General features: G+C 48.0%; 20 protein-coding genes. 17 read left to right on the top strand and 3 right to left on the bottom strand.

The annotated features are described in order from the left end of the window. Window positions 1-94 precede the first annotated feature (94 nt). The 16 genes from CWM66_RS16765 (at window position 95) to CWM66_RS16690 (ending at window position 16,583) form a co-directional block, all read left to right on the top strand. On the top strand, window positions 95-1,714 hold the full coding sequence (locus CWM66_RS16765) for a ShlB/FhaC/HecB family hemolysin secretion/activation protein (protein ID WP_035943089.1): 1,620 nt from the start codon (window positions 95-97) through the stop codon (window positions 1,712-1,714). Between the two features lie 18 nt (window positions 1,715-1,732). Beyond that, window positions 1,733-2,101, top strand: coding sequence for a holo-ACP synthase (gene acpS, locus CWM66_RS16760; protein WP_035886654.1), 369 nt, complete (start codon window positions 1,733-1,735; stop codon window positions 2,099-2,101). A gap of 14 nt (window positions 2,102-2,115) precedes the next feature. After that, entirely contained in the window at window positions 2,116-2,877 is a 762-nt protein-coding gene (locus tag CWM66_RS16755) for an SDR family NAD(P)-dependent oxidoreductase (RefSeq protein WP_146159935.1), read from the top strand. Window positions 2,878-2,880: 3 nt separating this feature from the next. After that, window positions 2,881-3,429 (top strand): 3-hydroxyacyl-ACP dehydratase FabZ family protein, encoded by a 549-nt coding sequence (locus CWM66_RS16750; protein ID WP_072440701.1) that lies wholly within the window; start codon window positions 2,881-2,883, stop codon window positions 3,427-3,429. 19 nt (window positions 3,430-3,448) lie between these two features. After that, window positions 3,449-3,730, top strand: coding sequence for an acyl carrier protein (locus tag CWM66_RS16745; RefSeq protein WP_007372925.1), 282 nt, complete (start codon window positions 3,449-3,451; stop codon window positions 3,728-3,730). Window positions 3,731-3,765: 35 nt separating this feature from the next. Then, window positions 3,766-4,926, top strand: coding sequence for an aminomethyltransferase family protein (locus tag CWM66_RS16740; protein WP_107146933.1), 1,161 nt, complete (start codon window positions 3,766-3,768; stop codon window positions 4,924-4,926). Window positions 4,927-5,025: 99 nt separating this feature from the next. After that, window positions 5,026-7,584 carry a beta-ketoacyl-[acyl-carrier-protein] synthase family protein gene (locus CWM66_RS16735; RefSeq protein WP_107146932.1) on the top strand — a complete coding sequence of 853 codons (2,559 nt, stop codon included), beginning with the start codon at window positions 5,026-5,028 and terminating at the stop codon, window positions 7,582-7,584. Between the two features lie 4 nt (window positions 7,585-7,588). Further along, the gene (locus CWM66_RS16730) at window positions 7,589-8,803 is read left to right on the top strand and encodes a beta-ketoacyl synthase (RefSeq protein WP_035886650.1); all 1,215 of its coding nucleotides are present in this window, start codon (window positions 7,589-7,591) and stop codon (window positions 8,801-8,803) included. A gap of 21 nt (window positions 8,804-8,824) precedes the next feature. Beyond that, entirely contained in the window at window positions 8,825-9,781 is a 957-nt protein-coding gene (locus CWM66_RS16725) for an ATP-binding protein (protein WP_187775370.1), read from the top strand. Between the two features lie 10 nt (window positions 9,782-9,791). Next, window positions 9,792-10,499 (top strand): ABC transporter ATP-binding protein, encoded by a 708-nt coding sequence (locus CWM66_RS16720; protein ID WP_107146930.1) that lies wholly within the window; start codon window positions 9,792-9,794, stop codon window positions 10,497-10,499. Then, window positions 10,483-11,139 (top strand): hypothetical protein, encoded by a 657-nt coding sequence (locus CWM66_RS16715; protein WP_035886646.1) that lies wholly within the window; start codon window positions 10,483-10,485, stop codon window positions 11,137-11,139. The genes CWM66_RS16720 and CWM66_RS16715 overlap by 17 nt, the downstream gene beginning before the upstream one ends. Next, the gene (locus tag CWM66_RS16710) at window positions 11,140-12,444 is read left to right on the top strand and encodes an ABC transporter permease (protein ID WP_035886645.1); all 1,305 of its coding nucleotides are present in this window, start codon (window positions 11,140-11,142) and stop codon (window positions 12,442-12,444) included. Between the two features lie 13 nt (window positions 12,445-12,457). Further along, entirely contained in the window at window positions 12,458-13,243 is a 786-nt protein-coding gene (locus tag CWM66_RS16705; protein ID WP_107146929.1) for an outer membrane lipoprotein-sorting protein, read from the top strand. Continuing rightward, window positions 13,240-14,628: a hypothetical protein gene (locus tag CWM66_RS16700; RefSeq protein WP_071920144.1), complete on the top strand. Its 1,389-nt coding sequence runs from the start codon at window positions 13,240-13,242 to the stop codon at window positions 14,626-14,628. Before CWM66_RS16705 ends, CWM66_RS16700 begins: the two co-directional genes overlap by 4 nt. 13 nt (window positions 14,629-14,641) lie before the next feature. Further along, window positions 14,642-15,571 (top strand): ACP S-malonyltransferase, encoded by a 930-nt coding sequence (locus tag CWM66_RS16695; protein WP_090398139.1) that lies wholly within the window; start codon window positions 14,642-14,644, stop codon window positions 15,569-15,571. Window positions 15,572-15,581: 10 nt separating this feature from the next. Further along, on the top strand, window positions 15,582-16,583 hold the full coding sequence (locus CWM66_RS16690) for a hypothetical protein (RefSeq protein WP_090398265.1): 1,002 nt from the start codon (window positions 15,582-15,584) through the stop codon (window positions 16,581-16,583). 76 nt (window positions 16,584-16,659) lie between these two features. Here the strand turns inward: CWM66_RS16690 and CWM66_RS16685 are convergent, their stop codons facing one another. Next, on the bottom strand, window positions 16,660-17,178 hold the full coding sequence (locus CWM66_RS16685) for a hypothetical protein (protein WP_079516994.1): 519 nt from the start codon (window positions 17,176-17,178) through the stop codon (window positions 16,660-16,662). 5 nt (window positions 17,179-17,183) lie between these two features. Then, entirely contained in the window at window positions 17,184-17,996 is an 813-nt protein-coding gene (locus CWM66_RS16680) for an EAL domain-containing protein (protein WP_090398141.1), read from the bottom strand. Between the two features lie 510 nt (window positions 17,997-18,506). Between CWM66_RS16680 and CWM66_RS16675 the strand changes: the two genes are divergently transcribed. After that, window positions 18,507-19,127 carry a DapH/DapD/GlmU-related protein gene (locus CWM66_RS16675; RefSeq protein WP_227136111.1) on the top strand — a complete coding sequence of 207 codons (621 nt, stop codon included), beginning with the start codon at window positions 18,507-18,509 and terminating at the stop codon, window positions 19,125-19,127. A gap of 7 nt (window positions 19,128-19,134) precedes the next feature. On the opposite strand, the gene CWM66_RS16670 is transcribed toward CWM66_RS16675, so the two are convergent. Next, window positions 19,135-20,484, bottom strand: a complete 1,350-nt coding sequence (locus CWM66_RS16670; RefSeq protein ID WP_007372941.1) for an MFS transporter — start codon at window positions 20,482-20,484, stop codon at window positions 19,135-19,137. Between the last annotated feature and the right edge of the window lie 9 nt (window positions 20,485-20,493).

The following is a 20,493-nucleotide window of genomic DNA, read 5'->3' as shown; positions in this document are numbered from 1 at the left end:
AAATTGAATAACACCGGCACTGTTCTTGGTATGTAAGGTGTAAAAAAAGGCAGTGGCAAACTGCTGCTGCCTTTACTTCTTTCAGAGTGAATTCATGGAATTGCGATTTATAGCTTTTTGTATGCTCATGATTGTGGGCACTCAGGTATCAGCAAAGGATAATGTTGATAACCTGATAAAACAGCAAAAGAATGCAGATGCCAGCGTGCTGCATGAACAACAGTTTGAGAAAAAAGATGTTTTCTCAAATACTGATCGGAAAGTATTTACTCTGCAAGATCTTCCCAGGGAAGAAAATTGTTTTACTGTCAAGAATGTTCTTCTTGAAAATGATTTTCTAAAAGCTAAAATTACGCAATCTATTAATGAGAACATTGCCGGGCGCTGTATCGGTGTTGCAGGTATTAATACAGTCGCATCAGCTTTGCAGGATTATTATATTGATGCGGGCTATGTAACTACGCGGGTTATCATTCCGACACAGAATATCTCTACCGGTGAACTCAAATTTACCGTCGAAGCAGGTAAGATTGAAAATGTCATTGTTGCTGGTGATGATATTCGCGCGTGGATGTTACCTTTTAAAAATGAAGATATTCTGAATATCCGTGATATTGAACAGGGGCTGGAAAACCTGCAATTTGTTCCCGGCGTGAATGTTAAAATCAATATAGAGCCGGGTAGCCAAAATGGTTACAGCAACGTCAGTATTAACACTAACCGTTTTAAAAAGTGGAGCGTCAGAGCAAGTTATAACAACTGGGGCGATGAAGCGACCGGTCAGTATTTAACCTCTGCGGTAGGCTATCTTTTTAATACGGCGAAATTAGGCGATCTCTTTTACCTGGCCGGCACCAGCAGCACCACCGGTAAGTATCAAAACATCAGTGGCTACTATTCATTCCCGGTCGGCTACTGGAATTACACATTTTTCTACAGTAAGAGTGATTCGCGACAAACGGTTCCGCTCTCTTACTTTTCGCTGGATTACGCCGGTAACAGCGAGTACCTGAGCGCGAAAGCAGCAAGGACGGTCTATCGTGATAAAAGCAGGAAGATCGCGGCAAGTGCCGAGCTTATCCGCAGAACCTCCGGATATACTCTCGACGGCGAAGAGCTGGTATTACAGAGCCGCGATATGGGGAACGTGAAGTTCGGGCTTAATTATAAGCAGCAGTTTGCCGATGCTTCTCTGGACGCCACCCTCTCGTGGCAGCGTTTCTTAACATGGTTTGGCGGCGAACAAACGCCGGATATGCAGTATGGTGAAGTCAGCCCAATAAGTCAGTTGTTTAACTTTCAGGGAAATTATACTCAGCTGTTTGCCAATGGTTACTACAACGGGAGCTTCTATGCGCAATATGCGCCGCGCCAGTTGACCTTGCAGGATCAGATGACCGCGGGCGATCGGTGGAGTGTGCGTGGATTTGAAAATAGCTATGGCCTGACAGGGAACAGTGGTTTTTATCTGCAAAATACATTCTATCGGCCCATAGGTACGGCTAATGCCAGACTCTATTTCGGTATGGATTTTGGGCAGGTGAAAGAAGATGGTTACTATGGCGATGAAACTATTGCTGGCGGCGCCATGGGTATCGAAGGGAATATAAAGAGCCTGGGATATGATTTCTCCATCACTACGCCGCTGAAATATCCTGGTGATTTGGTAGTGAACAAGGCTAACTTTAATTTCAACTTCTCGTATCAGCTATAATTTTGAGTGTGTAGTACGATGCGTATTGGTACGGATATTGTAGAAGTTGCGCGCATAAGTCGGGCGATTGCCAACGGGAAAATGGATTTTATTGAGCGCGTTTATACTGAAAAGGAAATCACAAAGATTAACCCTTCCGATATAAATTATGAACGCGCTTCCGGTTTCTGGGCGGCGAAAGAAGCGGTAGTAAAAGCGGTAGGCTGTGGTTTTCGCGATGGTATTCGCTTTCATGATATCGAAATTATTCATGACGAGTATGGTTGCCCGCAATTTGTTTTTACCGGAAGACTGAAAGAGATTCTTGCAGAGAAAGGGATGGAGAATGTATCCCTGAGTATTTCGCATTGCCGGACTCACGCCGTGGCGACAGTCATTATTTATTAACTTAAATTTTTATCATGAATATGTATAAATACAACGATCTTAATGAAAACACCGTGCTGGTGACGGGCGCGAGTGGCGATATTGGGCTGGGCATTTGCGCAAAGTATTTAGAGCAAAACTGTGTTGTTTATGCGCTTTATAAATCGAATGCTACACAGCTCAACGCGCTGAAAGCGTCACATCCGGCGGGTGACAAACTGCACATTATGCAGTGCGATTTGGCCGATCCGCAGAGCGTAGCGGCGCTATGCTCCCATCTCGCTGAAGTGGCCGGAAAGATTGATGTTCTGGTCAATAACGCGGGTATTGTCAAAGACAGCCTGTTTGCCTCAATGAGTTTTGAGGATTTCAGCCAGGTGATGGACACCAATATGCTCAGCGTCTTCCGGTTAATCAAAGCCGCGTTGACGTTACTGCGTTCAGCGCAGAGCCCGGCAATTATCAATGTCGCCTCCATTGCCGCCATTATCCCGAGCGTCGGGCAATCCAATTACAGCGCCTCCAAGGGGGCCATGCTGGGCTTTACCCGCACGCTGGCGGCCGAACTGGCCGCTTATGGCATCCGCGTCAACGCGGTCGCACCGGGTATGATTGAATCGCGTATGGTGAAAAAAGTCTCGCGCACCGTTGTGCGCAGCGTGGTTGGCTCCATTCCCTTAAAACGGCTCGGTACGTGCGAAGAAGTGGCAAACGCCATTGCTTTCTTAAGTTCCTCTGCTTCCAGTTATATCGTCGGCCAAACTATCGTTATCGATGGTGGTCTGGTAATGCGGTGATTTATGTCTAAATACACGATTCCCGCCAGGATCTTCCTTGAGATGGGCGGCTGGCGACAGCCCCTGATAATGGTCGACAAAATTGATGACTATAAATACGGTGAAAATGGCTACGTGAAAGTCGTCAAACATGTCACCTATAACGATCCGTGGTTGTCCGGACATTTCCCTGACGATCCGATTATGCCCGGCGTCATTATTTCAGAAATATTTGGTCAGGCAAGCGAGTATTTCTCCTTCCTGACGGATATTTGCGACATTTATCGTGAGAAATATCATGTCGAACTCACTTCGTTACGTGATATCCATGCGCGGATAAATGAGCCTGAAATGTTGGAGATTATTCGTACGCGGCGTGCGCAGGTGCGTGGTGTGCTTGCTGCGCAAAACCTGAAATTTAAAGAAATAGCTTTTCCCGGTGATTCTATTGAGGTCGTAAGTAAATTATCATTTTCCGATGCCAATGGTTTTAAACACTATTCTGTTACGGCCCATGCAGGGAAACGACTGATAAGCCACGGTACGATTATTAATTTTCGTGAATCTAAGTAATTAACATGGAGAGTTAGTTATGCTTACAATTAAAGACGATATTGAAAAGCGCAAAGATGTATTGCTGACCATCAAAACTGAAATTATTCAGCGATTGAATATTCAAAGGGATGAATCTCAAATCGATGATGATACAGCACTATTTGGTAATGGTTTGAAGCTGGATTCTGTGGATGCCACCGAGATTGTTGTTCTGCTGGATAAAGTATTCGATATTAAAGTCACGGAAAGCGACGATCCTTCATATATGAGAAGTATCAATAGCCTGGCGACATTTATCATTCAGAAGAAAAATTCGTAATCTGCATTTAAAAGGGAATTTAACAGGATGCTTATATGACATCTCTTAATGATATTCATTTGAAAAATAATGCCATGATGGGCATTTATAACGGTTATTCCATCCCCTTCGCCTATAACGAACCGATGGTCGAATATAAGGCGATGCGCGAAAATGCGCTACTGGTCGATTACTCGCACGTAGCGATTGTCAGCGTGATGGGCGATGACGCATGGGCGCTGGTTAACCATCTGGTTTCCGCCGATGTTTCGATTATTCGTGATGAGCAGGGCATCTACTCTCTGGTGCTGAATGACGATGGCACGATCCGTGGTGATGTGTATGTTCTCTGCGCTGCTGACGGTTATTACCTGCTTTCAGAAGATATTCCGGCAGGCGAACTGATTGAGCGTCTGAATAAAAGTCTGCAAAAAGCGGATGAACTCGATATCCAGGAGATCCCGGAAATTCGCGCCATGCGTGAAGAGAACTGGGGCGCTATTCTGCTGGAAGGTCCATACGCCTGGGAAGTCATGGCTGAAATTCATGGCTTCGATATTATCGGTCTGCCGTATTATGAGTATATGAGTACCGATGATGAGCTGATGATTTTCCGCTGTGGTAAACACGGCGAATTTGCTTACATGGCAATCGGTCAACAGCCTGCGCTGGCGGAACAGTGGCAGAAACTTGTCGATATCGGCGACAAATATCGCTTGCAGACCGGCGGCCTTGATTACCAGATCATCGCGCGGGTAGAGAATCCTTGCTGGGATGGTCGCAGCCTGGCGCACAGCACGCTGAATCCCATTGAGCTGCAAATGCAATGGGCCGTGCAATACGACAAAGAAGATTTTGTCGGTAAAGCGGCTGTCGAAGCACTGTCTCATGACACTCATCAACCGAAAATGATTGGTATGATCGCCGCAGAAGCGTGTGCGGGTATTTACGCTGGCGATCGCGTCATGGTGGATGGCAATGAGGTTGGTAAAGTTGTCAAAGCCCTCTTTTCACCCGCCTTACAACGATATATTGCTCTGGCGCTTATCGATAATGAATATGCATGGTCCGATATTAGCGGCTTCCATATTCAAACCGCGAATGAAAAGGTCGCTGCGCAAACGAAAGGTATGCCGTTTATTTATAATTTGAGCATGTTGGTTAGCCCAACTGAGCACAGTTATATCGATACCAGCAAAAGAAAAAGCGCAGTTTGATTATTGAAAATAACCAGCCGGGAAATAAAACGCAGGTAGCGGATATTTCCCGTACCTGGTTATTCCATGCCTATTCGTCGTTAACTCCAGGTAATATTTATGCAGACAAGCAGGAAAAGGGTTGTCATCACCGGCATCGGGATTTTGTCGTCGCTGGCAGAAAATGTCGCGGATTTCAGAGAAGCGTTGCTGAATAAGAAGTGCGGCGTTGCTGACAGTGAGCGTTTTTCAACATGGTTTGAAAACGCCAGAGCGGCGGAAGTGCTGCATGATATCGATTACTCCGGCCTGCCAGAAGGGCTCGCGGACTCACTCGATAACGCTGCGCTGTGGGCTTATAAAGTGGGAAAAGACGCGCTCAATCAGGCAGGGTTGGCGGATAACGCGGCAAGCCTGCGCGATACCGGCTTAATCGTGGGCGTCTCATCCGCAGGGACCGAAGCGTTTTTGCCGCTCTTTGAGCAACGCCTGCAAGACTTTTCCCTGCGCAAGGCGCTCTTCTCCGGCGGCTTCTCTTCCTGCTGCTCCAGCGTTTCCACGCTGCTCGGCCTGAAAGGAGGCGTTGAACTGGTCGCCACCGCCTGTACGGCTAGCCCCAACGCAGTGGGCATGGCATATGATTTTATTCAGAACGGCAAGAGCAAAACCATGCTGGCCGTGGGGACTGAGCCTATCTACCTGCCGACATTCGCCGGTTTTTATGCGCTGAACGTTATGCATCCGGACTCCTGTACCCCTTTCTCTGGGCAGTCGGGAATGTCAATTGGCGAAGGCGCTGGCGCCGTCGTGCTTGAAGAGTATGAGCATGCGGTTGCGCGCGGGGCGACGATTTACGGCGAGATCCTCTCTTATGCCACCTCCTGCGATGCATTCCATGAAACCGGGCCGGATCCGCGCGCCAGCGGTGCCGTGCAGGTAATGCACAAGGCGCTGGAGAATGCCGGGCTGAAGCCTGAGCAGATCGACTACGTCAACGCGCATGGCACCGGCACCGAAGCCAACGACCGCATCGAAACGCTGGCGATGAAAAAGGTTTTTGCCAACCACGAAAACCTGCTGATCAGCTCAACCAAATCCTACTTCGGACACAACATCGGCGCGGCGGGCATCGTGGAATTAATCGCCTGCCTGGTGACGCTGCCAGGTCATCAGGTACTGCCGACGCTGAACTTCTCGAAAGCGCGCCCGGGGTGCGATTTGGACTATGTGCCGAATGATTTCCTTGACCGGAAAATCAATATCTTCATGAAGAATAACTATGCGTTCGGCGGCAACAACTGCTGCATGATCGTCAGCATGGAGCCGGCTTCCGTTCCTGTCAGCACCTACGACGCCAAACGCGTGGCGATTTCCGGCATTGGCGCGGTATCGGCTATCGGCCATACGCTCAATGAGATCCTCGAAAACGTCTGGCAAGGCAAGCAGAATGTTGAACTGGGCGGAGTGACTTTCCCGGACGATACGCTGGAAGAAGCGAAAGAACTGCTCAAAGTGCTGGATGAGACCGGGCAGTGCGCGGATCTGTTCGGTGACGCCTTCTCTTTCAGCAACGCCACGTTGCCAGAGAGCGAAAAGAATTTCAAAACTTTCCAGGTAAGGGGCCTGGAGCCACGCAAGCACTTACGTCGTTTTGATCCGCGTAAGGCAACGCGGGGCGGTACGTTTGCCCTTATCGCGCTCTGCGAAGCGCTGGAGCAGGGGAAACGTAAAATTAAACGCGATGGCGATGCGCTGGGCCTGATTATGGGAATGTCCCGTGGTCCGCAGGAAACAACTTATAAATATTTGCAGAGCCTGAAACCCGATCCGCGTAAGGTGAGAACTTCGGAATTTCCGGGTTCTCTGATGAACGCGATTCCCACCTTCTGCGGCATTTCAGAAGGGATCAAAGGCTATACCACGACGCTGGCAAGCGGTGAAAATGCTGCGCTCGGCGCCTTAACCTACGGCTATGAGATTGTGCGCCAGAACCTGCAACCGCAGGTGATCGTTGGCGGCGCGGATGAATATTTCCCCTCAATGTCGCTCTATATGGATGCGGTCACGCAGAAGATCCAGATGACCTCGGCGGCAAGCGATTATCAGGTCTACGGCAAAGACGCCAAAGGGTATGTGCCGGGTGAAGGCGCCTGTATGTTGCTGCTGGAAGATCCGCAGACAGCCGCAGCGCGCGGTGCGGAAGTGCTGGCGGAAGTCGTGGGTTACGGGAAGTCATGCAGCAACAGTTACTTCGATGTCGCCGAGCTGGCGGAAAAATCGTCCTCAATGGCGCTGGCGGTGACCCGTGCGCTTGCGGACGCTGGCATCAGCGCGCGCGAGATCGATCTGGTGTGCGGCACCAGCAATGGCAGCGACGAGCATTCGCGGATTGAAATTGACGCTATCCGCGAGGTGTTTGGCGAGAAACAGCCGAACGTCCCGGTCGTTAACTACAACGCCTGCTTTGGTTTTGTCGCCTCAGCGGCGGGTTTGCTCAACCTCGCAGTCATCATCGATTGCATTAAAAAACAGTCCGTTCCGGCGATTCCTAATACCGTGGCGTTCTTCGATGAACGCGTGAACTTTGTCCGTCAACCGATGAAACTGGCAATCAAGCATGTCTTGTTGGTAGGGGCAACGGAAGGTGGGAACTATTACGCACTGGTAATTAAGGAATAAGACTGTGGAAAATGCCGCCATCATTTCAGGCTACAGTGCACATTTACCCTTTGCCGGAAATAGTGTTCAGCTTATTGAGCATCTTCGTCAGGGGAAGCGGGTGGAAAGGAAACCCTGGTTTCGTTCTGATGACGAGGCAATTACCTGCGGGTTTAATGGCAATAAATATGTCGCCAGGCTGGAGCACATTAATGATGGCGCATTAGAGATTGTGTATCAGTTGATCGAGGAGGCACTTGCGCAGGCCAAACTGGATACACACTCTCTCGCAGGCAATAACGTGCGGGTTTATTTAACCGGGCTGGGCAGTCGCGTCGATGGCATCGATTATCACGCTTTTTACGATCGCAATGACGTTGAAGATATTAAGCTCACCCGCTCATTAACCCACCTGCACGTATCGAATATGTCGCAGGATACGATAGCGTGCAGACTTGCGCAGAAATACCAGTTGCAGTATTTGCCGCCAAATATGAACTGCACCAGTAATTCATCGTTGACGGCCGTTCATCTGGGATGCCAGGCGATCGAGCAGGGCGGTATCGACCTGGTTGTGGTGATTAATTGTTCGAAAATTAAAACCCAGGATATCTGGTTCCTTGATTCTCAGTCGATGCTGGACAGTGAAGTAGTCCAGCCGTTTGGTGAAAACAGCAAAGGCGTATTGTTCTCCGAAGGGTTCAGCGTTGTTGTGCTGGAGAGCCTGCGCCACCGTCGCGACAGAGATGTCACGGGCGGCGTGCGCCTGCAATCCTCCTACGCGCAAATTAGCGCCGGCAGAAGTAATGATGCTTCCTGGCTGAGTCTGAATGTCCTGAAAATCATGCGTGCGGTGACCGATAAAGCGGGCGTTAATGTGCAGGATTTATGCGCCATTATTCCTCATGGCAATGGTTCTTCCGTCAGCGATAAAGCCGAAGCCAAAGCGATTGAAATATTTGCTGATTCGCACGCGATTCCTGTGCTGGCGTATAAGGGGCAGATTGGTTACTGCGCGACCGGCTCCGGCATTATCGATTTGATTATTGCCCATCACTCATTAACCCAGCGCGAATTAATTGCTCCGGTAAGTAATGACGCCATTTTGGATGTGATGGCACCGTTTATGCTGATTGATCGCGGCGTATGCGGGCATGAAAAAAATCATTTGCTGAAGGTTGGCGTCGGTGTGGATGGCTCGGTAATTGGGATCGTGCTGTCTGCAATTAATCCCGCGTGATGGATAACCATGGAAGGTTTGATGTACTTATCATCGTTTGCTCTTATTGAGCCGGAAGACAGGTTTTATTTCTATCAACCCAGTTGGCTGAATGCCTGGGAAGCGCATTTATATAATCTGGCGCTTAAGTCTACCCGGAAGAATGGGTGGGGACTTAAACGTTTTGGTACCGATGGCTCGCTCTATGCCGGTGAGATGATCCGTAACCCGCAGTATATAAAATACCTTGAGGCGATGGAGCAGGCCGCAGATGCTGCGCTACAGGCTTTATCCACGAAAGAACGGATGAAATTGTTCAAGTCGCGAACGGCATTTATCTATGCGGATTCGTGGGGAGAAACCGGACTGCTGGAGAGTATTTCCAGCGCATTGCATATTTCGATGCTCGACACGTTACCGAAAAATCTGGTGAAGAAATTTTCTGTTAACGATCCGACCTGCAAAATGCGCGGTGAGAAATATGCATTCACTCAGGCAATGAGCATGGCGCAGGATTATCTGTGCTGGGATGTTTTCGATTATGTGGTGATTTGCTGTGCCTATCGCGCCATCCCGATCATGGTCTTTTCTGAGGAAGATATTGCTGTTGCGCGGTGGGCGAAAAGCGCTCAGCAAGCTGATGGGGTTAACCTGACGGTTGAACGCGTGGGATGTTTTATTTTCAGCCGTCACGAAAGCGCATTGAAAGTGAATAGTGGTCGCTATATGGCGGCCGGACGTGCCGATATTTCGCAGCTCAACGCTGAGGATGTCGAAATCATGGCATTTGCAGGCTTCCGGGAAAAATCATTTCCGGCAGAGCTGCAGCAAAAGGTTATTCGCCTTGCCGATATTTATGGTTACAGCGGTTGTCTGACTCCTGCACTAAGCTTTGAATATTTGCGTCAACATCCTGTTGCTGCCGGAAAAATTCGCACTATCGTGCCGGATAACTTATCTGGTTATCACTATTTTGATATTGAATATTCTGTAGGGTAACGACATTGCGATGAGTGACATAATCAGAGAACTACCAGCAATATTACTTAGTCATATTTCGAAGAGCTATGGTTCCGGCGAGGGAAAAATCGACGCGCTGAGGGATATTAATCTGGAAATCGCGAAAGGTGAATTTCTGGCATTATGCGGCCCTTCGGGCAGCGGCAAAAGTACGTTGCTAAATATCATGTCTGGTATCGATCAGCCGACATCCGGAACGGTGATGTTTTTGAATAAATTACTCAATGTATTACCGGAAGAAGAGTTATCAATGGTGCGCGGTAAACATCTGGGATTTATTTTTCAATTTTTCAATCTCATTCCTGTTCTGAATGTTTTTGATAACGTTTTTTATCCCCTGATCCTGAATGGTCATTTCGGTAAAAAAGAGGCGCGTGAAAGGACGCGTGACTTACTGAATCGTGTTGGTCTGGAAGGTTTTGCCAACCGTAAACCTGGCCAGCTCTCCGGCGGGCAGCAGCAGCGGGTGGCGATTGCCAGAGCCCTGGCGCATGACCCGGCGGTCGTTATCGCCGATGAACCGACCGGTAACCTGGATATGGCAACCGGCGAAGCCATTCTGGAACTTCTGCTGCATATCAATCAGCAGACGAAGACCACATTCATCATCTCCACGCATTCCGCGCAGTTAAAAGAGTGCGCGCGCCGGGTGGTAGAAATTAAGGATGGAGGATTGGTGTATGACTCAAGGGCGTAAATGGCGGGACGTTATCTGCGCAGGGCTGCTTAGCATTACCTGCGCGGGTGTGGCCAATGCTTCCAGCGTACCGGCGGTTGAAAGCGTTATGCGGAGCGGTTTCCCGGCACAGCCCGATCAACTTGCCATCGTAACCAGCGCACTGTTCAAAGAGTATGGCGAAACAAAAAATGTCGTCTCGTTAATCTTTTATGCCTGGGGCGTGCTGCGCCAGGCGGAAAACGCCTCAGCGGTGAACGACTTCATTAACGCGTCTGAATATGCCAAAACCGGTTTTTTCTACCTCGATGAAGCTATTGACAGCCATGAAGATAATTTACGGGTGCGCTATATGCGTGCACGCGTCGATGCCTGGCTGGCGCCGGAAATGGGACGCTGCGCGGTCACGATCAAGGATACCGAATGGATGCTGAAAGATAAGACGCTCTTTAACCCTGCACAAATTGCGCGGATCCAGCATATGCGTTATCTCGCGCTCTATAACTGCAAAAAATACCCGCAAGCCGCACAGCTTTTGGCACAAATAAAACGCCAGGACGCTGCCGCGGCAAAGGCACTGGAATTACATAACAACGTTGCGCCTGCGTGGGATGAGAATGAAGTGGCGCAGGTGCTGCTGCCGCTGGTGAAGGGTGAGTAAATGAGCATGATCTTTATTAACACTATTGTGCTACTGATTCTGCTTTTTCTGTTGTGGTGTACCGTGATGCATGCGCGGGACGTGAAATTCGCATTTCTCAACCTCTTCCGACATAAGCGCCGCTCGTTTTCGACCCTGTCGGCGATTATTTTGGGGGGCGTCGCCATTTTCCTGTATGGCGGATTTATCGATTACTCGTTCTGGATCTTAAAAGAGCAAACAGTCCGCACGAATAGTGGTCACGTGCAGATCTACCACCAGAATTATTTTGCCACGTCCAATAAAAATAAAAGCCTGATTGCGGATTACCCGTCTTTAAAACAGGCGATATTAAGCGAACCGGAACTGGCGGCAGATATTTCTACACTTGCCGGGCAACTGGAGTTTACCGGGGTTATTTCTCATTACGAAAATGAAACCTCCAGCTATTTTTCCGCGCTGGGTATCGAACCGTTACCGGCATTAAAACTGGGATCCTTTGATAAACTTATTTCTGGCAGTGACTTATCACGTATAAAAGCCGATCACATCACCTTAGGACGCGGACTGGCACAAACGCTCGGCGCTCATTACGATGACTGGCTGGATGCTATTACGGTTAATTCGCGAGGCGGACAGGGCGCATTGTCGCTGAAGATCCGTGGCATTTTTGCATCCGGCATCAAAGATTACGACGACACGGCGTTGAAAATGCCGCTTGAAACCGCGCAGCGCATGATGGAAACCGACGGCGTGAGTAAGGTGTTAATTTTACTGAAAGAGGATAATACAGCCGCATTCAGCGCCAGACTGAGAAAATTTATCGAGAAAAACCATCTGCCGCTAATTGTGAAAGAGTGGAAGGATACCTCGCTATTTTATCAGCAGGTTGAGAGCTTATTATCCGGGATCTATTTCTTTATTAAACTGATTGTTGCATTGATCGTTATCTTTATGATCGGTAATTCAATGACCATGAATATCGTCGAGCGGACAAGGGAGATCACGACGCTGCGCGCCATTGGTTTAAAACCTCTCCACGTTACCCGATTGTTTTTACTGGAAGGGATTTTTGTCGGCATGATTGGCGCTGTTGGAAGCCTCGGCATTGGTTTTGCTATCGCTTCAGTGATTAATCTTTACGGCATCGCAATGCCGCCGTCGCCTGGGCAAACTTTAGGCTACACCGCTTTTATTAAAACCAGCAGTTATGATTTGTTATTTATTACGCTGATGCTGCCGCTATTAACCGCGACTGCAGCTTCTGTTTTACCGGCGTTGCGTGCCTCTCGTCTTAATATATCGGATGCTTTTAAATTTTCTTAGGGAAACTCGTAATATGAAAATTACGCTATTTGGCAAAGGAATTGCCTGCCTTGGGCTTCTTTCAGCCTGTGCCTTCGCCGCGCCTGGCGATAACGCTATCGATATTATTCGTCGTGCGGATGAGATCCGTTCTCCCAATAAACCTTTCCGCTATACGCTCGCGGTGAGCGAATATAAAAATGGCGAAGAGAAGCCAGAAAGCAGACAGGTGCTGGATATCTCAATGCGTTTTATGAAGCCTGAAGGGGAGATGAAAGCAGATGCCCGCTCTTTAGTTCGCTTTATTTATCCGCCGCGTGATAAAGGTAAAGTGATGCTTTCCGACTGGTATGACTTATGGTTTTATTCTCCAGGGCTACGGCGACCGGTACCAATTTCTCGCCAGCAAAGATTGATGGGGCAAATATCTAATAGTGACGTGATTGTGACTAACTTTGAATATGCCTATCAGGCGACTCTGCAGGGCATGGAAAATTGTGGCGATAATCAATGTTACAAACTGGAGCTGACGCGAACCTATGCCGAAGCAACCTGGCCAAAAATTATCTATTACGTTGAAGCTGGCGATGAAAATCGGCCTTATAAAGCTGATTATTACTCTCTTGATGACAAATTACTTAAAGAAGTTCGGTATCTGAATTATCGGCCGGTATTAGGGAAGATGAGGCCAATGCGGATTATTGTGCAGGACGTACGCCATGAGAAAAGTTTTTCCGTCATGGATTACAGTGATGTTCGTCTGGAGTCGTTACCTGAATCTCACTTTACACGTGAACATCTTCAGCGGGAGGCAAAATGAAATATTCACTCCCGTTGATTACGCTGGTTTTTTCTGCTTTGCCAACAACCCTGTGGGCTGATTGTTTATCCGGCGAAGAAGTTGCACAGAACACGGATGTTGTGCTCTATGCGCAGACATCGTATGTGAATAAACAACCGTCGATCTGGCAGGTCGGTGGCAATAATCCATTCAGCAAAAGCAATATTTATAATAATTTCGGCATCAACCTCAAAGGCGGTTGCGCAATCATCGACAATCAGCTGGATCTGAATTTCTCACTGTATGGGCTCACTTACCGTCCATTGCATGCCAACAGTGGCTTTGAAGAAGATCGAAGCCATTCACGCGCTTTGATCGACAGGCTCAGTGTTATTTATAACGTCTCGGACAGCGTTCAGCTTGAGGCGGGCAAGTTCAGTCAAAAAGCCGGGCTTTTTTTCCTGCGATCGCCTGCTGATTTACGCAATAGCTACTATGCCGGGTTCAAAAGCACGCGTCTTTACGATCCGCTGATGGAGCCAGTGTTCCAGGAATCCCCGTGGCAGGTGAAGCTATCTGAAGATACGCAGGATTATTCGCTCTCGTTCTCAGTCGTTCCGAAATTAGCGGATGCCGGTAAGCGCCATCTCGCTTCTGGCGACTGGTCTGCCAATGTGCGAAGCAATAGCCGTGAAGATTATTTGCTCAATTACACCGATCATCGCTTTGAAAAACACCTTCCTACGGCGAGCTTGCTGCTTGGCGAGACGCGCTCTGTAGCCATATCGGATAGCTATAACTTGACGCCGCAACTGGTGATTAACGCGGAAGCGGCTTATCACACCGAGCAGCAGTGGCGTCATTTCTCCCCTGAAAATGCAGCAATGGTCGAAGAGTTCGAGTTCCCTTCTTCCCTTTATAGCACGCAGGAGAAAGAGGGGGTTGAAGTGGCCGTGGGTGGGCAATATGCGACGGATAACTTTAACCTGTTTGGCCTGGAATATTATTATCAGAGCGAAGGGTATTCCCGGGCGGAATGGCGTAAACAAACTGATTTTATTCAGTCATTAAATAGCCGCACCGGTTTTTTCTTCATTGATGATATTTTTGACTCTTATAAGTATTTGATGGCCTCAGAGATAAATAATACTGCAAATAAAAAGATGCTTCAGGGGAAACATTATCTTAATACCTGGTCAAGTATTCAGATGGATAACCAGTCAACGCTACAACCTTATGTGGTGTTTAACCTTGTCGATCACAGTTCAGTATTAGGTGTTAACTATAACACACCGCTAAATATTATTGATGATCGGCTTGAAGGCTATACCGGCGCATTTATGTCGACGGGAAGTTCTGACTCTGAATTCGCATTATATGGCGATATGTTCGGTGTCTATTTAGGCCTTAAATACTATATGTAAAGGTGGCAATATAATGACAAATACTCTATCACAACCGGTTGTATTGTTATTCTCTGGCCAGGGGAATCCCGTTATTGGTATGGGCAGCGATCTGTGGGATATCAATGAGACCACTAAGTCCATCTGGGATTGCGCCAGCGATATTGCTGGTGTGGATCTGCGTCGGCTCTGTCTGAAAGGGCCGATGAATCGGCTGATTCAGACTACCGTGCAACAAATTGCCGTGACGGCGATTAACGTCACGTTGTATAGCCTCTGGCGCGAACGTTTCGCCGATGCGCAGGTTGTCGGATCTTGCGGGCATAGCGTGGGGGAATACAGCGCGTTATATGCTTCAGGGGCGCTCACACTGGAAACCGTGTTCGAACTTATACGGTTCAGGGCCAACCTGATGCACCAGCAAAGCGAGAAAAATAAGGGAACAATGCTGGCGTTAAAAGGCGTGGATTACGACACGCTACGCAACATCATCTGCCGTTCAGGTATTGAGCTGGACATCAGTTGCGATAATACTCCTCGCCAGCAAGTCGTTGGCGGGCAGGTATCGGCGCTGAATGATTTCGCCAGAGTATTACTCGCTGAAGGCCACGAGGCGATTAAACTGGGTGTGAGCGGCGCATGGCACACGCGTTTAATGGCTGAAGGCGTTCAGCCAATGCGGGACTATCTGGCCGGGATCGCGATCCTCCCGCCACAGCATGATGTTCTGATGAATGTGACAGCAAAACCCGAAGCAGAGCCCGCCATGATCAAAGAAAACTTATCCTTGCATCTGACCCATACGGTGAAATGGCGAGATTCTCTGTCGCACTTTTTACAGCGCGCACAGCCTGTCCGGTTTGTGGAAATAAGCAATAAACCTTATCTGGGGCAAATGTTGCAGGATTTCGCCGGGTTTGATGTCGGGCAGGTTATCCATTGCCGAAAAGCAATAGCAATGTAGCGGTGTAATGATGATTCCAGATTATTTAACCTTCATCCGCTTCCAGGATAAACGCAATATATTATTTTTCTATATTGTGACCCTGATGCTGCTGGGTTTTTACTGGCGCAATGCGGATTTTACTCTTTCATTGCGCGATGCAGGTTTCATCGGCGGCATCTGCGCACTGGTGTTTTATAACGTTATCTCCGATCTGAAAGCATACTGGGCATACAAATGCGTAATTAAGAATATTGATTTTTCTTGCTTCAAAGGTAAAGCGTGCGGCCCGAAAGAGAGGTTATTCACGCACCCGCTTATCGCCGCAGCGTTGTCTTTTTTTATTTTTGCGCTGTTTTCTGCTGTGCTCATTATGCTGATTTATCCGGCCGGAGCAGCAATTTCTTTGGCCGTTAGCGTTCCGCCTGTCATTTACGCCCTGTTTTTTGTTGCGCGTCATAGTTATTTAAAGCAGATGCCGACATCCGTTGTTGAAAAGGTCCGTTACAAAAATCTGTCACAATATTTACTGCTTGCCGTAGTAGCCAGTACGGCGTTGAGTCTGTTGACCATCATTCCCTTGCGCGATAAGGTACAATTTGATTTATCTGGTAATTATTTCACGCTAAAGTCAATTATTACCATGTGTATTCTGTGTGCGGTTGTGTTGGCGGTTAACCTGCTCTTTTTACGTTTCACAAAACGCTATGTTTTTCTTGGGCGCCTGTTTCTCAACGAGATTAATTTGTTTTTTTCTCCCGTTTTACCATTACGCGCTTTGTACGCAAAACCGCTCTGGCAAAGGTTGCTATTATTATCGGTAGTGGGGTTTTTCTGGATCTCATTTTTGTGTCTGGTGATGATGCTTTCCGCAATAAAAATCTGGTTTGAGGTCTGGTTTTTATTGTGCTACACACCTTGCCTTATCTACTACTATTATCACGCATACTGGCGGTGGCATAACGACTTTATGATGTCATGCGATATGTACCTTCGCTGGGATGAGATTAAAAAGAAATCGGGGGTGTGGTAATTTGTCTTAGCTGTTAATTCCGTCTGTGTATCGCAATGCACAGACGGAATCATTAAGCGCATGAGGATATCTGATTCTATCTGCCTATCCACTTCAAAAAAGGCACGAGATTCTGGAAGCTTTTTAATCCGTATATCTCTTTTAATCTGTTTATATAGTAGTAGACTTGTTTTTCATTCAGATTGTACATTTTTGCTACTCTATTAACATTGCCAATCTGCATATACTTTTTGAATATCATGAGATAGAGATGAATTTTTTTACGGGGTTTTAAAATGTCGTAATAGTAGAGATAGAGATTCGCCGTCGATTTTCTTTCATTAATTTTCTTCTTAACATCTTCGATGAACTCCGCAACTCCCAGACGTGCATTGGTCGTGTAGCTGTTATCTCGTTCCGAAAGGATGATAACCAGCGCGTCCGGGAATTTGATGATACAACTGAGGAGTTCATCGATGATGCCAAATATATCATCGAAGTAGATCTCTTCAATGAAGATGAGTGTCTGGTTATCACCTTCAATATCCATACCCGAAAAAAAGGATTCGATTGCTATTTTTTTGAAAGGGTCGAGGATCTTACATATCACGTTCATAACTGTCATCCATAGTCGAAATAATCTAATCCGTTAAAGTTTTTATAGGCTACAGGAGCTTTGAATAATTCCCCCTGGAACAATGACACGTTTTTATTTAAAAAGTACTGCAAATGATAAACTGAGTCTATGCCGCTAACGATGATAGCTGTGTTCTGTTTGCTTAAACCACTCATTAAATCATCAGCGAAACCATGCATGATGACTTTATCCGTCAACGGGAAAAACATACTTTTATCGATTTTTATATAATCAAAGTCGAAGCCAAAAAGCATTTCAATATTGGAGTGTCCGGCACCAAAATCGCCGAGGGCAAAGAAGGTGTTTTTTTGTATAGTCAACAATGCGGAGAGTAATTTTAATTTGTGAATTAAGTCGAACGGAATGCGGGAGTTGACTTCAATAACCAGTTTGGCGTTTAGTTTATCGAGCTTTTTGGCAGTTTGAATACAATCTTCTGCGAACTCCATAATATTCTCGCTGAATAAATGCAATGGGCTAATTTTTATAAAAAAACGCAACTCACGGCATTTATCAATATCACCATGGTTGGCCAGATAATCCTGGATTTGCAGCAATAGTTCTTTTGTAATACTGATGATTTCACCACTTTTCTCTGCTGCGGTCAGGAAGTCATGGGGTGAAATAAAATCCGTGCAATTGGAGCCTTTGCTTTGCAACCACGCCGTTGCATCAATGCCGTATACACGATTAGCTCGGGTATCAATGATTGGTTGAAAAAATGTCGTGACATTCCATTTCTCGAAAATGTCATCGAACATGTCATGGTAATCTCTTTCATCATTGAATTGTTTCATAGCTGGTCCATTACGCGCCAACAAACATCAAAAAGCAAATATCTAAAAGGAAACTTGTGTAACCGAATGAGTTTAAAATATTGCAATTTGTATTAGATGGGCATTTTTTGATTTACATCCATTTATTGTATTATGTTTGATTTTGCGAAGCATGCAATCTATGTATGTTATTATCAGATTTTTCAAAAAATGAAGTTAAAAAATATTAAGTGTCTGAATAAAGGTCCTTAATATATTTTAATTGTGAATTTAAAGTTAAATAATATGTGATTTAATTCCATGTGACTATTAATTTATGTTTTAGATCATGTTCCGTCATCAGATATTAGGGTAAGGCGAATAAAAAACCGCAGTTTGTTTATTCTTAGTGCTTATATTCCGATGTGAGCGGGCCCTTTCGATAATTCTTATCAAGCGGGTAGAAGCTGCAGATGGTTGATAGTGGGTCACCGTCATTTACCCTACACAGAAGCGTTATACAGTAGCGCAACCTGAGAAGAGGGAATGACGATGAAACATGCCAAATTAGCGGAAACCTGGATCGATCCCGGCGTTCGTATGCGCGAATGCAAAATGGGTCAGCAATGTGAAGTGCTGGCTAATAGTCTGATGGAATACAGTACGTTAGGTGATTTTTCCTATATCGGTGAATATTGCACCATTGCCGATGCTGGGATAGGAAAGTTTGTCGCGATTGCCAATAATGTGCGTATTGGCGCGCCCAATCATCCGATGGGGCGGCCATCCCAGCACCGAATCACTTATTGCCCGGAGTACTATTCCGCCAGCGCGGTACGCGATCATGACTTTTTTACTCAGCGGCGAGGCGATCGCGTCGTCATCGGGAATGATGTCTGGATCGGGCATGCTGCTATTGTGCTGCCCGGCGTGACGGTAGGCGATGGCGCTGTCATTGCGGCTGGCGCCGTGGTCAGTAAGGATGTGGCACCTTACACAATTGTTGGCGGCGTTCCGGCAAAGGTTATTCGTTTGCGCTTCTCACCGCATATTGGCCAGCAGTTACAACAGATCGCCTGGTGGGAGTGGCCGCTGGAGACCATTATCGAACGGCTGGCCGATTTTCAGGATGAGGATATAGAAGCGTTTTGCGAAAAGTGGGGACGCCAGTAAGCCGCGCTCAGCGCTCCGGCGCACAGAGCGCTACCAGCATGCCCAGTAGCGCGGCAGCACCCAGCCCACGAAATACCGTAGACCAGCTTGCCAGATCCGGCTGCATCGCCAGTAAAACGGAGATCACTGCCAGCATCATCGCGCCGGCGATGTACTGGCTGGTGACCATCAACGCGCTGGCGCGTCCCTGTTGCTGCACTGGTACGGCGCTCAGCCCGACGGCGAACATTGCCGGATAGATCAATCCGTGGCCGATACCGCTGAGCACGAGTCCGGACATGAACCCGACGGAGAACGGGGCGCTAAGCGATATCGACAGCAGCCATAAGCCAACTGCCGCGCAGGCAAACCCCACCAGCAGCGCCTTTTGGCTACTAAAGCGTGCAGAGAGTCGGGTGTAAAGCGCATTTCCCGCCACAATCAGCACTGCCAGCGGGGTAAATAACCATCCGGTGGTGACGGCATCAAGCTGTAGCGTTTGCTGCCAAAGCAATGTCATGGCGTAAAACTGGCTGCCGACGCTGGCCATATAGCAGGCGCTGCTGAGCCAGCCTGTCTGCAAACCCGGCATGTCACGCAGTGTGCGTGACAGCAGCGGCTGCGGAGCAAAACGTTCATGGAGAATCAACAGCAGTAGCATGGCTGCCGCCAGTCGATTCGCAAAGAAATCCGGCGCACCTTGTTCGGCATAACGCATCATCGCCCACACCAGCGTGCCGGCTGTCGCACAACCAAGCAGCGCGCCAAAACCCGTGCGTTGCACGCCACCTTGTGGTTGTGTTTTCGAAAAGTTGCGCTGCACCAGCCATAGCGCCAGCAAACCAGGCGGCAGGTTGATGAAGAAAATGGCGCGCCAGCTCAGGGCCGTCAGCATGCCGCCCAGCACCACACCCGCCACCAGGCCCAGCGCGCCAATTGCGCTCCAGATCGCCAGCGCCCGGCGATGTGATTCTCCCTGAAAACGCTGCGCCATTAAGGCCAGCACTGCCGGTTGCAGCAGCGCGGCGGCGATCCCTTGTCCACAGCGGGCCATCAGTAACAATGTTCCGTTATCGGCCATTCCGCCCAGTATTGATGAAAAAAGAAACAGTATCATGCCGATGCTGAAGATTCGGCGCGCGCCGAAACGATCGCACAGGCTTCCACCAGGCAACAGTAGTGCGGCGAAGGTCAAACCGTAGATCGACACCACCCACTGCATTTCGCTCAGTGACAAGTGCAACGCCTGCGCCAGCGTGGGTAGCGCAACATAAATAATGGCGTAATCAAGCGCAATCAATGCCTGAGCGATGCCGGGAGCCAGCAGCGCCTGATAGTGTGGCGATGAGTGCGTAGCCAGCGTGTTAATTTGCGTCATGGGGTATTC

The organism is Kosakonia sp. H7A, assembly GCF_003028445.1.
GTDB lineage: Bacteria > Pseudomonadota > Gammaproteobacteria > Enterobacterales > Enterobacteriaceae > Kosakonia > Kosakonia radicincitans.
Note: the sequence above shows the minus strand (reverse complement) of the source record. Positions and strands in the feature narration are given on the sequence as shown.

Coding starts and splice junctions, on each gene's coding strand:
- CWM66_RS16765 (WP_035943089.1), top strand. CDS start 95: ATGGAATTGCGATTTATAGCTTTTTGTATGCTCATGATTGTGGGCACT.
- acpS (WP_035886654.1), top strand. CDS start 1,733: ATGCGTATTGGTACGGATATTGTAGAAGTTGCGCGCATAAGTCGGGCG.
- CWM66_RS16755 (WP_146159935.1), top strand. CDS start 2,116: ATGAATATGTATAAATACAACGATCTTAATGAAAACACCGTGCTGGTG.
- CWM66_RS16750 (WP_072440701.1), top strand. CDS start 2,881: ATGTCTAAATACACGATTCCCGCCAGGATCTTCCTTGAGATGGGCGGC.
- CWM66_RS16745 (WP_007372925.1), top strand. CDS start 3,449: ATGCTTACAATTAAAGACGATATTGAAAAGCGCAAAGATGTATTGCTG.
- CWM66_RS16740 (WP_107146933.1), top strand. CDS start 3,766: ATGACATCTCTTAATGATATTCATTTGAAAAATAATGCCATGATGGGC.
- CWM66_RS16735 (WP_107146932.1), top strand. CDS start 5,026: ATGCAGACAAGCAGGAAAAGGGTTGTCATCACCGGCATCGGGATTTTG.
- CWM66_RS16725 (WP_187775370.1), top strand. CDS start 8,825: ATGTACTTATCATCGTTTGCTCTTATTGAGCCGGAAGACAGGTTTTAT.
- CWM66_RS16720 (WP_107146930.1), top strand. CDS start 9,792: ATGAGTGACATAATCAGAGAACTACCAGCAATATTACTTAGTCATATT.
- CWM66_RS16715 (WP_035886646.1), top strand. CDS start 10,483: ATGACTCAAGGGCGTAAATGGCGGGACGTTATCTGCGCAGGGCTGCTT.
- CWM66_RS16710 (WP_035886645.1), top strand. CDS start 11,140: ATGAGCATGATCTTTATTAACACTATTGTGCTACTGATTCTGCTTTTT.
- CWM66_RS16705 (WP_107146929.1), top strand. CDS start 12,458: ATGAAAATTACGCTATTTGGCAAAGGAATTGCCTGCCTTGGGCTTCTT.
- CWM66_RS16700 (WP_071920144.1), top strand. CDS start 13,240: ATGAAATATTCACTCCCGTTGATTACGCTGGTTTTTTCTGCTTTGCCA.
- CWM66_RS16695 (WP_090398139.1), top strand. CDS start 14,642: ATGACAAATACTCTATCACAACCGGTTGTATTGTTATTCTCTGGCCAG.
- CWM66_RS16690 (WP_090398265.1), top strand. CDS start 15,582: ATGATTCCAGATTATTTAACCTTCATCCGCTTCCAGGATAAACGCAAT.
- CWM66_RS16685 (WP_079516994.1), bottom strand. CDS start 17,178: ATGAACGTGATATGTAAGATCCTCGACCCTTTCAAAAAAATAGCAATC.
- CWM66_RS16680 (WP_090398141.1), bottom strand. CDS start 17,996: ATGAAACAATTCAATGATGAAAGAGATTACCATGACATGTTCGATGAC.
- CWM66_RS16675 (WP_227136111.1), top strand. CDS start 18,507: ATGAAACATGCCAAATTAGCGGAAACCTGGATCGATCCCGGCGTTCGT.
- CWM66_RS16670 (WP_007372941.1), bottom strand. CDS start 20,484: ATGACGCAAATTAACACGCTGGCTACGCACTCATCGCCACACTATCAG.